The following is a 13,380-nucleotide window of genomic DNA, read 5'->3' on the forward strand; positions in this document are numbered from 1 at the left end:
TTCTAGCGTTTTATTTATTTAATAGAATCATTTAACTGTTACACAAGTGAAAAATCACAGGACATTACTTTATGGTACCCTATTTATAGGTTAAAGAAACATAAAAAAATCATTTTTATATTTTTGTTTCAGCTTTATTAGCGGATCTTTTAAAGATTCACGCAAAGAAATTAGCCCCGGCGAACTGTCACGGATTTTAATTATACATAAATTTGGACGCAAATGCGCAAAGGGATAATGGATTTAAGAGCAAGGCCTATTTTGAAGGGAGTTTCTATTCAAGTGAAGAAGAGATTTTTATTGCCGATTTTTGCGTCTTTCATGATCTTTACAGGCGTAACGACGGATACATATACAGCAGAAGCAGCATCCGTTTCAAATTTAACAGCAACAGCGTCTAAATATATTGGTGTACCATATGTCTATGGAGGTACATCTGCACGTGGACTTGATTGTTCAGGGTATACAAAATTAGTGTTTAAACAACTTGGCTATAGCTTGAACCGTACAGCAGCGGCTCAATACAAGCAGGGTACATCTATTGCTAAAGCAGATTTACAAGAAGGCGATCTAGTCTTCTTTAATACGACTGGCGGGGTTTCACATGTTGGAATTTCATTGGGCGGCAGCAAGTTTATTCATGCTGGGACAAGTACTGGAGTTACAACAGCTAACTTAAATTCATCTTATTGGGCAAAGAAATATGTTGGAGCAAAACGCATTGCCAACTTCAACTCAAATCAAGTAGTGGCATCGGTTAATAATGCAGAAGTAAAAGAAGCAGCAATCGATTTTTCAGTATATGCTTCACGCGGTGAAGTGGCAATTCAGTTAGCAGATGCTTTAGGTTTGGATACAACAGTTACGGACACACCGTTTCCTGACGTAAAATCAACTGCGAAATATGCTGGAGCTGCAAAGGCTTTAAATGAAATTGGTGTATTTGAAGGAGATGAAAACGGGAAGTTCAATCCTGGTTCTCCATTAACACGTGCAGAAATGGCTAAAGTTTTAACAACTGCATTTAATTTACAACAACAAGCAGCAGTAGCCCCATTCAACGATGTTCCATCATCACACTGGGCACATAACGATATTTCCATTTTAGCATCGAATGGTATTACTAGCGGTATTGGTGATGGTTTATTTGGAACTAATAACTATGTAAAACTTGTTGATTTAAGTGCATTTATTGACAGAGCTCAAAACTAATTACTTTAATATATATAATAAATGGACAATAGAATTGCACATTTAATAGAATTTAAACGTTACCCTATAGGATAGGCATTTTAAAAAGGCCATCTTATAGGGGATTTTTATTGGTTAAAACATCTATAAAAATATTTATTCTATAACTTAAAAAAAAGCAGGAGCTGTTTTCCGTATCCGGACAGCTCCTGCTTTCATTTAATTTGCTGTAAATTTCGTTACTAAGTCTGAGCGTACCCAAACATATTGGCTTGGTGGATTTGCGTCTGATAAAAGTTTGTACCACACATACCCGTCAGAAGCCGAAGTTTGGTCCACGATAACTACAGGATAGCCGAACGATTTTGTCTCACCGACATTTTTGGCTTTGTACGTAAATGCTTTTGCTGAAGCTGCTGTTGCATCGGTACGTGCATTGACAATACCGCCGTTATCAATGACAAATGCTAACTCAGCGCGTTTGTAATCTTTCATACCGAATCGGCTATCAAGACGGTACATATGCCCGGCGATTTTACTGCCCCAGAATGGATCTGATGCATAGTGTACGTTCAATCCGGAAGTTTTATTTCCCGGTGCCGCTCCTTTAGCATAACCGCCTGTTTGTGGCACATAGTTTAAGTTTACATATAAGTTTAGGAATGCTAAAACACTATCATCACGAGATGCAAATGCTGTCCCTAATGCCGTGTTAGAATCATAGACGCGAATGCCAAAAATATTATTTTTCTGTAAAGCATTTGCGCTAATACCGTAATCCCCTTCATGCATCGCTGCTGCTAAAATAAAGAGCGCATTTACATGATGAGAAGCTTCTACTTGCTTTAACAGTTTTCCCATACCGATTAAACGTGATTCTGTTGTAGCTTTCGCATAACGAGATAAACCTGTTGCCTGACGTTCCTCTAACATTGTCATAATAATTGAATCTAATTCTTCAGCTGTATAGTTGGATGGCTGACGGACAGAAGCAAATTGGAAATAAGAATAGTACGTTCCTGCTTTTGTTGTTAATAAAAAGTCGCTGTAAAAATTCACTCCATCTTGGCTGTAATAGTTCACACCAGATTTCATAAAGGATGGAGCAGCGCCGATAACATAATCCCCTACATATTTTTGCGTAATGTGATTGAATACTTTATGTGTTAAAAAACCGCCCGCTACATAATAATAGTTTTGCCCTGTCACAAGACTGGAAGGGGTAAGGGTCACTTCTTCGATTTTTGCATAGCCTTTCGTATCGGCCAAGCGTACTATCGCATATTTATCGTTACTAGAATAGTATTTAAACTCACTGCCTTCAGAGGCATAAGTAAGGGCCGTTCTAAAGTTGGAATCTGAATAAATTGTAACGGTATTACCAGGTGTATCTGCAGCGGATGCAATCCCGCTTGGCATTTGAATAATTTTATCGCCTTTAAAAATCAGATTAAGTGAAGCGGCATTTTTCGCTTTTTCAGCTTGATCATATGTCATATAAATCGTTGGGTTTTTTGTGATAACTCCATTTGAAATTTTACCAACATAATAACTTGATAAGTCGGGTGTAGGAGTCGGAGTTTCATTTTCATCTGACCCATCCAAGCTATATGTATCAATCGTTGTTTGCATACGATATAAAAAGGCTGCGGCTTGTGCGATTGTTGCAGGGTTTTTTGGTTCAAAATAAATCCCCTTCGCAGTTAAGGAACCGGCAATGATGTTGTAGTAAACATTCGCTGCAACTGAAACTTTAAATTCATTACGAATTTTATTGTTATCCTTGAATGTTAATGGTGCCCCGTTTAGAGGAACCTTTGCATACACAAGCGTTCGTTGCAGCATGGCAGCCATTTGCTCGCGTGTGATGCGGTCATTAGGACGGAAAGTACCATCTGGATAACCACCGATGATCCCGGCTTGTGCAGCTGCCTGAATTTCATTTGTGCTTTCGCCAGTTGCTTTTAAATCTTTAAATGTAACTGTAGTTGAAGGTGGTAAATTTAATGCACGTGTTAAATACGAAGCAAATTCGCCACGTGTAATAGCCCGGTCTGGATGGAAATTCCCATTTGCATCTGGGCGAATAACATCTAAATCAGACCAATATAAAACCCCATGTGATAGAGGGTGGTTCTTTAAATCATTGGCGTAAGACGTTGTTTGCGTAGTAATTAATAATGCCATTACTAAAGTAAATGTAAGGACCATCATTTTTTTTATCATATTTTCACTCTCCTCCTTTATTATTCTAGCAAGTAATGCAGCTAAATAATAGAAGAAATGTGTACTATTTCATAGATTTGGCATAATAGTTGTTAGAAATACAGCGATTTTTCCAATTACAGAATTTAAATTACTTATGAATAAAATAATCGAACTGCTAATAATGTGGGAAAATGTTATTTTTATAACAGAAACCTTTATTTTGGTATAATTATAATATATAATGGTGTGAATTAATTGGAAAATATTATCTTTATTCAGTCAAAACTATTTACTGAATGAGGATAAGGTCTCTGGCGGCGGATGTCACAGATTTCAAAGAGAATTCCTAAAGAGGAAATCAAGCCGAAACGTGTTGTGCCAGCTGGCAATGGCTCACTAGCTACGTTCGGTGGGATTTTGGAAATCTGGATCCAATTACGCCGAGGCGTAATTGATTAAAGTACTAAACATCTAAAATAGAGATAGGGTGGAGAAGTATGGCAAGAGGACGTCGAGTAAATTCTTGTGGAGAGAAAAGCAAAAAACTACTGTTGAAAAAAGCGATTGAGTTATTTTCAAAGCATGGCTATCATCAAACAAAAATTAGCGATATCGTAAAAGCGGCTAGTTTAACACAGCCAACTTTTTATTTATATTTTCAGAGCAAAGAATCATTATTTCATGATCTAAATGAAAAATTCCAAACCGATTTAGTTGAAATATTCACCAATGTCTCATACGAGAATGTAGATGCACAACAGGGGAATCAATTCATTCAAGAAAACCTTAAGCGAATTTTTGATTATTTTTTAGAGAACCCGCATTTAACAAAAATCGGATTTTACGATTCGGAGCAATCAACGGTAGTGAAGGAAATGCTTGTATCCAGAATAGTTCAACTTATTAATAAAAATTTGGAGGATTACCCTGTAGTGAAATATGTTGAAGCTACAGTACTTGCGGAGAGCTTAGTTGGTTCTTTGGAACGTTTAACATTAACGAATTTATTAACAAATAAATCTACTTCAGAAAAGTTGGCGCAAGACATTTGCATGATTTATTTTGCACCGGAACGTGTTTTAGTTCCCCAATAAATTACATAAAAAGAGACGGTCGGCAACGGATGACATTGCCGGTCGTCTCTTTATTTACAGCATCAATTCCGTGACAAGTTTACCCATGTGAAATTGAAAGTAAATAGTATTATTCTTTAGGGGTTACGTATAGATAGACGCCGGTATTCAATGTTTTCCCATTTGCTGATTGGACCTTTGGATGAACGATTAGTGCATATTCTTTTCCAGCTGTTAACGCTTGCTTTGGTGTGACAAATAATTGATGACCAGTCTGTTTAAAAGTTGTTTCAATGGCGTTTCCGCCTAGCTCAATTAATTCAATTTCAGACGTGCGGATGGAACTGGTAAGCTCGTTCGAAAACTTTACCGTAAACGTTTTATTCAATGGTACATTTTTTAGAGCAGTCATTTCTTTGTAATTTTTCAAGCCTGCCGTAATTGTATCGTAATGTGCTTGGAAGAGGGGATTACTTAACGTCTTTACATGTGGTTTAACCCCAACTTCATTTATCTTCGTACCATGTGGACCATAAAAATGGCCGACCGTTAATTTTAGAAAGCTGCCATCTTCCAGCTCATAAAATGCCTGCATCGAGCCTTTACCATATGTTGTTTCCCCGTAAAGCGTGACTGCTTTTTGATCGGCAAGTGCCGCTGCAGTCATTTCAGATGAACTGGCGCTATATCTATTTACAAGCATTTTTGTATTTCCGGGGAATGTTGTCGACTGTTTTATCGAACGTACTATAGATGTCCCCGAGGCTTCCTTCAGCTTGTAGGCATAGGTAGCTTTCGGGAACATACCGATAAGCTGTTCTGCTGCGGTTACATAGCCGCCCCCGTTATTTTGCAAATCGAAAATAAATGACTTGGCCCCTTTATTTTTCAAATCACGAATTGCTTTTGAAACGAGGCTCGCCGTGTCATTTGAAAAAGAATTCAATGAAATATAGCCCGTATTACCGTATAAGAGCTTTGTTTCCACATTCGGAAGCGAGAAAGCTTTACGTGTTAATTTTTTTGTTGAAATTGTGCCGTCTTCACGTGAAATTGTTAAAGAAACCGTTGTATTTTCTGCCCCTTTTATAAGTGAAGAAGCTTGATCGATTGTCAGCCCTGCAACCGGTTTTCCATCAATTTTTGTGATGATGTCGCCAACTTTCAGGCCGGCATTTTTTGCGTTGCCCCCATCGATCAGCTCGGAAATTTGAATACCGCTCTCAACCTTTTCGATGACAACGCCGATACCAACAGTGGTTAGGTCGACACCATTAAGAAACTCATCGAACTCTTCCGGCGTAAAGTAATCTGAGTACGGATCTAGCATTTCTGCCAGTTGTTCAATGCTTGTTGCACGGTTAATATCACCGTTAATATTTCCTACATAGTTTTCCTTAATAATCTGTTTTGCTTCATCTAAAGGAGCACCTAGTACCGTCAAAGGGACAGTCAGGCACATGATGAAAAACAGCATTGCTGACAACTGTTTTTTTAGCATGAGTCCACCTCGGTAATTTTATTTTTCTATAATGTAATACGTAATTCCATGAAAGTGTTATTACCATATTTTAGCATGAAAACTCCACGGATTCATTGGCAGGGTAAAAAATATTTTAAGCTATCATTAGTCAATAAAAGAGGGTAAGTTACAAGTTTTTACACTTATAACTTACCCTATTTATCTTCATTCAATAGTAGATGAACTTATTTTCGTTTTGCTATATACATGATGTAGCCGATGACACCACCGACTAATGCAGGGACAACCCATGCGATCCCTTGCTCATAAAACGGGAAGATTGATAAGAAGTTATCATATGCTTCTATTTCAAATCCGGCTTGTTTAATCCCGTCATAGATAGCGACAATACCTGTGAAAATTAAAGCCATACCATATACACTAGGTGCATGATTGAAAAGATTTCCGAATAGTGCAAAAATCATAAGTACGATTGCGAACGGATAAATTGCTACTAAAACAGGTAATGATAGATTAATTAAATCCGATAAACCAAAGTTTGATACTCCGAAGCTGAATAGTGCGAAAATGACTAAGTACACTTGGTAAGAAACCTTTGGGAAAATCTTATGGAAGAATGTTGCGTTTGCAGATAATAAACCTACAGATGTAGTTAAACAAGCTAAAATGATAACCGCTGATAATATGATCTTACCGGCTTGTCCATACAGTTGCTGTGATGCCAAAGAAATAATTGTGCCGCCATCATCATGGAAACCGATTGCCGATGTACTTGTGACACCAATATAACCTAATGATACATAGACAAATGCTAAACCGATTGCAGCAACAATACCTGCGAAAATTGTAATTTTTACTTGTCTTGCTCTTTCAGTTATGCCACGACCAACTAATGATTGAACAATAACAATCCCGAATACTAATGATGCGAGAACATCCATCGTCAAGTAACCTTGAATGAATGATTCACCGAAAGCGTTATTAATATATGGTCCCTGCGCTTCGCCAGTTTCACCTAGCGGAGTAACCACGGCTTTAATTGCAAGTAAACAAATCACGATTAAAAGAGCAGGTGTTAAAATTTTACCGACACGGTCGACGATTTTTGTCGGGTTATAAGCTAAATAGAATGTGATTCCGAAAAATATAAGTGTTGTAATAAATAATGGAACCCAACTGCCTCGTGTTGCTTCTGATAAAAACGGTTCCACACCGATTGAATAAGACACAGCACCAGTTCGAGGAATCGCAAAGAATGGTCCAATCGACAAGTAAATAATCGACGTGAAAATTATACCGAAATATGGATTAATTCGACCTGCCAATATTTCCAAGTCTCCGCCGTTTTTTGCGACGGCAATAATACCTAATAGAGGCAACCCGACTCCTGTTATTAGAAATCCGATCATGGATATGACAATATTTTCCCCCGCCATTTGACCTAACTGTGGTGGAAATATGATATTACCTGCACCTAGGAACAATGCAAATAACATAAAACCGACCGCGATATTCTCACGGAAAAAACTTGACTTGCTATTCATGTTGACTAAACTCCTTTAATTTGAAAATACTAAGTTTTCTAAAAATTTAAATCTTTTAACAAGAACTAATTCTATCATAAAATTATTAAAATACAAGCATATTTTCTGAAATCAATTTGCGTCAAGCCAGTGTCTATGAAATGTTAGTGAACTTCTAGTAAGTGATATTAATATTCGGATATAATAGTATTGAAAATATAGAACCAGTGGATGAATTTTCTTATTAAAAGAGGGTTGTATATTCTATTGGAAATTATGTAAAATAGAGTAAAAATAGGTTTATAGAGTGGGGGAGTTTTCATCTTGAGTAATAAATGGAAGATAATGCTGACAGGCGCAGCATTTTCACTTGCACTATTTGTCGCACCAGATGCAGAAGCAGCGTCTACCTATACGGTGAAGCAAGGCGATACGTTAACAAAAATTGCGAAAGCTCACAACACGACGATTAATGACCTACGAAAATGGAACAAGCTGTCACAAGACGGCATTTTTATTGCACAAAAACTGGTTGTTGCGCCAGCAAACAGTGCAGTAAGTACAGTGAGCAAATCGATTAACGCGACAGCATCATCAGTTGTAGAGGAGAAAGTCAAAAGCCCGCAAAATACAATCTCTCATACTGTTAGTAAAGGGGATAATTTAACAAAAATCGCCCAAAAATATAGTATATCGGTAGCAAGTATTAAACAACTGAACAATTTAGAATCCGATGCGATAAAAGTTGGCCAAAAACTGACAATCAGCCAGAAATCAACAAAAGATTCAGCAGTTGAAGCACCGACTGCCAAAACGGTTGAAGCAGAAATCACTTTTAATCAAACAGCAGATGAAGCAATTGAAAAACAGCTGAAGAAGGAGTCTGCAATGCCTGGGAAGGTTACGCAGCAAACAGAGCGTCTTTATGCACAAGCTATTCAAGCGGCTAACGCAGTAATAGGCACTCCTTATAAATATGGTGGAACGACAATTGACGGATTTGACTGTAGCGGATTTGTAAACTACATATTTAATTCTGTTGGTATCCAAATGGACCGTAAAAGCAGCCTTTTGTATTTCGAGCAAGATACGACTAAAGTAACTCAACCTGTGCCGGGCGATTTAGTTTTTTTCAAAAATACATTTATCCCAACAATCTCACATATGGGCATCTATATTGGAAACAATGAATTTATCCATGCAGGCTCAAAAGGGATTACGATTTCGAATGTACAAGAAAAGTATTGGGCAGAGCGCTTTGTCGCGTATAAACGCATTAATAATTTAAAGTAAAATGATGAAGAACTATTAAGTGATGTTGAAAGATCGCTTTTTAGTTCTTTTTTTGTTACATAAATTCGTGATAATGTTACAAATGTTACAAAAAAAGATTGAAATATTGGTTAATATTACAATTAATAACGGTAATTGTGTAGTTAATAGTTTGAAAATCCTAATTAAAATAGGTTCTTTGGCAATGTTTAAAACTATTTGATAACGGGTAAATGTAACTTTGTTGTTACATAACTGTAATGTTATTGAATATAATCTCGTGTTAACCTAATATCAGTTAAGTTATCAGAAAATTAATTGACTGGTTGGAGGAACACGATGGATTACTTGAAATTATTACGCAATACCGTACTTGTTTTGGCAGCTGCCTTCGTTATTTTCTTCGTACCGGTGAATGAAAATGAAGCTTCTGCAAAAACAGCATATTCGATTGAAGAATTAAAAGAAGTATCTTCTAAATATTTGGGTGTTCGCTATTCTTACGGCGGAACTTCAGCAAAGGGCTTTGATTGTTCAGGCTATGTACGTCATGTATTTAAAGAAATGGGTATTACATCATTAAAACGTACATCTTCAGAAATGTACAATCAAGGTACTAAAGTTAGTAAGGAAGATTTAGAGCCGGGCGATTTAGTATTTTTCAATACATCAGGCAAACGCATCTCTCATGTAGGGATTTACATTGGTTCAGGAAAATTCATCCATGCTTCAACAAGCAAGGGTGTTATAAAAACAAATATCAACGACAAATATTACTGGGGTAAAAAATATGTAGGTGCTAAACGTATTGCAAGCTTCTCTAAAGCAGAAGCAATCGTAGCAGTTGCTGATGATTCAGATGTAGACAATACTCCAGAAGCAGAATAATACATAGTTTATATACACTACTACATACTGCAAAATAAAAAATTCAAAACTCCAATCTCTCACCTTATTTAGGGTGGGAGATTTTTAATTTACTTTATTTATTTCAGAAAGCAGTTTTTTCTTCTAACTTCTCTTTAAAAAAACAAAAAACAGCATCCGGGAGCCATAATGACTCCCGGATGCTGCATGTACATATAAAAATCTATTGTGGTACGCGGGCTGTCCAGCGAGATAAGTCTGCGCCTTCAGCCGTTACTAATTCTTTAGGGAAGATGAATGTCCACGGTTTTGTCGTGTTAGGCTGTACTGTTAATACAGGGTCCAATTTAAACGATCCTTTAGCAACCAGGACATTGCGTGCATCCGTAATTTCAATTGGCAATTGCTCTAGGTTAATCGCCTTATCATGTCCGTTACGGATAAAAATCGATGCATGGAAGCTGCCGTCATCGTTTAATTTCGCTTGCAGTCCTGTGAAGTTCACTTCCGTTTTTCCTAACTTCGGTAATGTTTTCACGATTTCAGCTAGTTTTTCCTGCTGATCTTTCGGTAATTGTTTCTTCCACGTATCGTCCAAGTCTAATTGGTGACCGCGCAAGGAAAGGAGGTTGAAAGAAATTTTCCAGCCTTCCTCAGGCACTTCGTCTGCTGTAATCGAAGCAGCAGGGAATTTGAAAATCCATGGTCGTGCACTTTCCGCCGGAATCACGCCCAGCTCTTTAAAATCAAAGTAATGTGAAGCGATACGATTATCGTCTTTATCTAAAATTAATAATTCGATTTCGCCTAATTCAATCGCTTCGGATAATGAAGAACGGAAAAATGCTTTTACATTCCATGATCCATTTTCAAGTGAAGGTTCGATATTAATTGCTGACAATGATAACTGATTTGGCTTTAACGGCGCTAAATCATTTGCCAGGAAATTAAATACATATTTCTGTTCTTGTGGTACATCCCATTCAGGGTGGAACGATAATTTTGTAATAACATCACGATTGGCGCCTTTTTTGGAAGTATCACCGGATGTTTTCACGACTGATGATGAATCAACCGCACTGTCTTTACCTACTTTGTCGCCTTTTTTAAATAAATCAAATAAACCCATCTGCTATTCCTCCGTATTCAACCTTATATTTCTCATGAATGTTACAAGTTCTTCTACAATTTTACGACGAAGTTCCTGATAGTTTTTTCCGAACATTTCTAAACCTTCGCGTTGGTAAATACGCATTGGGTCTTCCTGTTGATAATGACGTAAGCCAATACCTTCTTTCAAGTGAGCCATTTGTTCTAAATGCTTCACCCACATTTGATCGATAAAGCTTAACATCACTTGAGGGATGATCCCCATGATCTGTTCGTTTTCTTCAAAGCCTTTTATAACTTGCGTCAATTCTTTTACAGAAGGTTCCATTGTGTCTAAAAGCTTTTTCAACTTTGTTTCTTCACGATTTACAGTAACAGGTGTTAAGAATAAAGAGTTTACAGTGCGTTCCATTTTATCGAAATCCCACTCAATCACATCTTTATCTTCCGGGGCGTTTTCACGAACCGCGAAATCAACTGTTTCCTGCATCATTGTTACTAGGTGGTCCAGAAGGTTTTCATTGCGTAATACTTTATCACGCAAATCATAGATAACGCGACGCTGATCATTAATCACATCGTCCAGTTTTAAGTTATATTCACGCATAGAGAAGTGTGCACCCTCAACAATACGCTGTGTACGTTCAATCAATTCCGTAACTTCTTTGTTTTGTATAAGGCCAAGTTCGTTCGTAGTCATTTTCTTGCGGAATTTCTCGACATCATCTTTTGCAAAACGCTTGAACATATCATCCTCAATTGAAAGGATAAATCGAGTTTCACCGACGTCACCTTGACGGCCGGAACGACCACGCAACTGGTTATCGACACGACGGCTTTCATGCTTTTCAGTACCGATTACAAATAGACCGCCAAGTTCTTCCACGCCATCACCCAGTACGATATCCGTACCGCGTCCTGCCATGTTTGTAGCGACTGTAATACGGTTCTTCTGTCCGGCTCCTGAAATTAATTCAACCTCTTGCTCCACTGTTTTCGCATTTAATAACTGGAACTGTAGGCCATGTTTTTTCAAGTAACTTGCTACTTTTTCAGATTGTAAAATAGATGTTGTACCGATCAATACCGGTTGTCCTTTTTCGTGACGGCGCAATGCTTCCTGTGCCACATATTCGTACTTTTGCTCGATTTTTTCGAATACGATATCTGGCTGGTCCAGGCGACGACGCGGACGGTTTGTCGGTATTTGAATAACACGCATACCGTAAACTTCTAAAATTTCTTTTTCCTGAGTTTTCGCTGTACCTGTCATCCCTGATAATTTCGGATACATACGGAAATAGTTTTGAATTGTTACTTGTGCCTGGGCTTTGTTTTCCTCAGTGATTGTCACGCCTTCTTTCGCTTCAATCGCCTGGTGTAAGCCGTCTGAAAGTGAACGGCCTTCCATAATACGGCCCGTAAACATATCAACTAATTCGATTTTGTCATCGCGTACGATGTAATCAACATCGTTCTCAAACATAACGTGTGCACGTACTGCCTGAATGACGTAATGGTACAATGTTTGGTGTTCCAAATCGTACAGGTTGTCGACACCGAATGCCGCTTCAACTTTCTCGATACCTTGATCTGTTAAAGAAGTCGCTTTTGTTTCATCATCGAAATCATAATCCTCTTCAACCTTGAAACGCTTTGCCAGCATTGCGGCAATGCGGTGCAGTTCTTCATTTGCTCCCATTTTACCTGCAATGATTAACGGTGTTTTCGCTTCGTCTATCAATACGGAATCCACTTCATCGATAATAGCAAAGTGATACGGACGTTGTACTTTTTCGGCAATTGTATGTGCCATGTTATCACGTAAGTAGTCGAAACCGAATTCTGTTCCGACACCATATGTAATATCCGCATTATATGCTTTCATTTTATCGGCAGGCTCCATCATTGGAACGTTCAGTCCAACTGTTAAGCCGAGGAAGCGGTGGATTTGACCGATTAATTCGAAGTCACGTTTTGCAAGGTAATCATTTACCGTAATAACGTGGACTCCTTTGCCTTCCAATGCACGAACATAAGAAGGGAGGGAAGCAACAAGTGTTTTACCTTCACCAGTCGGCATTTCGGCAATGTTACCTTCAGTCAGTACAAGACCGCCTATTAATTGTACATCGAAGTGGCGCATGTTTAATACGCGTTTAGAAGCTTCGCGAACAACAGCAAATGCATCAGGGATAATGTCGACCAGCTGTGTCCCGTTTTCTATACGTTCTTTAAATGTAAATGTCATATTACGAAGCTCTTCGTCAGACATTGGACTATATGTTGCTTCGAGGTTATTAATTTGCTCTACAGTTTTGTAGTATCTTTTAAGCTCTCGAGCACTAGTTTGCTCTTTATTGCGTTTGAAAATTGAGAACATTATTTTACTCTCCTTTGAAATTGGCTACTTTAATATAGTAGACACTCCGTTATTTTATCAAATAATACACAAAAAGACTACTGACCAAAAGGGAATTCATAGGAGTAAATATAAATAAAAAGATCGAGCCTCTCTTTTATCATGATAATTATTTGATAGGTTTTAAATCTACTAGAAAAATAATACATGTAAAAATTATGTGAGCTAATTAAATAGTGGAAGGAATTTGAGCTATATTTTATGAAATGTTCATGCTATACTTATGTTGAA

At 37.7% G+C, this 13,380-nt stretch carries 10 protein-coding genes; 5 read left to right on the top strand and 5 right to left on the bottom strand.

The genetic code is table 11. The annotated features are described in order from the left end of the window. The first annotated feature begins 282 nt into the window (after window positions 1-282). Window positions 283-1,212, top strand: a complete 930-nt coding sequence (locus MKZ25_RS03325) for a C40 family peptidase (RefSeq protein ID WP_340800130.1) — start codon at window positions 283-285, stop codon at window positions 1,210-1,212. 198 nt (window positions 1,213-1,410) lie between these two features. Here MKZ25_RS03325 and MKZ25_RS03330 read toward each other — a convergent pair whose 3' ends face one another. Next, window positions 1,411-3,417, bottom strand: coding sequence for an S-layer homology domain-containing protein (locus MKZ25_RS03330; protein WP_340800131.1), 2,007 nt, complete (start codon window positions 3,415-3,417; stop codon window positions 1,411-1,413). Window positions 3,418-3,720: 303 nt separating this feature from the next. On the opposite strand from MKZ25_RS03330, the gene MKZ25_RS03335 reads away from it, so the two are divergent. Together MKZ25_RS03335 and MKZ25_RS03340 are read left to right on the top strand one after the other, a co-directional pair. After that, on the top strand, window positions 3,721-3,858 hold the full coding sequence (locus MKZ25_RS03335) for a hypothetical protein (protein WP_340800132.1): 138 nt from the start codon (window positions 3,721-3,723) through the stop codon (window positions 3,856-3,858). Window positions 3,859-3,896: 38 nt separating this feature from the next. After that, entirely contained in the window at window positions 3,897-4,493 is a 597-nt protein-coding gene (locus MKZ25_RS03340; RefSeq protein WP_340800133.1) for a TetR/AcrR family transcriptional regulator, read from the top strand. A 109-nt stretch (window positions 4,494-4,602) separates the two neighbouring features. On the opposite strand, the gene MKZ25_RS03345 is transcribed toward MKZ25_RS03340, so the two are convergent. Beyond that, entirely contained in the window at window positions 4,603-5,973 is a 1,371-nt protein-coding gene (locus MKZ25_RS03345) for a S41 family peptidase (RefSeq protein ID WP_340800134.1), read from the bottom strand. A 206-nt stretch (window positions 5,974-6,179) separates the two neighbouring features. Continuing rightward, a complete protein-coding gene (brnQ, locus tag MKZ25_RS03350; RefSeq protein WP_340800135.1) occupies window positions 6,180-7,499 on the bottom strand; it encodes a branched-chain amino acid transport system II carrier protein in 1,320 nt (439 codons plus the stop codon). 303 nt (window positions 7,500-7,802) lie between these two features. Between brnQ and MKZ25_RS03355 the strand changes: the two genes are divergently transcribed. After that, on the top strand, window positions 7,803-8,771 hold the full coding sequence (locus tag MKZ25_RS03355; protein ID WP_340800136.1) for a C40 family peptidase: 969 nt from the start codon (window positions 7,803-7,805) through the stop codon (window positions 8,769-8,771). A gap of 318 nt (window positions 8,772-9,089) precedes the next feature. Then, on the top strand, window positions 9,090-9,638 hold the full coding sequence (locus tag MKZ25_RS03360; protein ID WP_340800137.1) for a C40 family peptidase: 549 nt from the start codon (window positions 9,090-9,092) through the stop codon (window positions 9,636-9,638). A gap of 202 nt (window positions 9,639-9,840) precedes the next feature. On the opposite strand, the gene MKZ25_RS03365 is transcribed toward MKZ25_RS03360, so the two are convergent. Continuing rightward, a complete protein-coding gene (locus tag MKZ25_RS03365) occupies window positions 9,841-10,746 on the bottom strand; it encodes an accessory Sec system S-layer assembly protein (protein WP_340800138.1) in 906 nt (301 codons plus the stop codon). Window positions 10,747-10,749: 3 nt separating this feature from the next. After that, window positions 10,750-13,110 (bottom strand): accessory Sec system translocase SecA2, encoded by a 2,361-nt coding sequence (gene secA2 / locus MKZ25_RS03370; RefSeq protein WP_340800139.1) that lies wholly within the window; start codon window positions 13,108-13,110, stop codon window positions 10,750-10,752. Between the last annotated feature and the right edge of the window lie 270 nt (window positions 13,111-13,380).

It is taken from the genome of Solibacillus sp. FSL W7-1464, from assembly GCF_038004425.1.
In the GTDB taxonomy this organism is placed as follows: domain Bacteria; phylum Bacillota; class Bacilli; order Bacillales_A; family Planococcaceae; genus Solibacillus.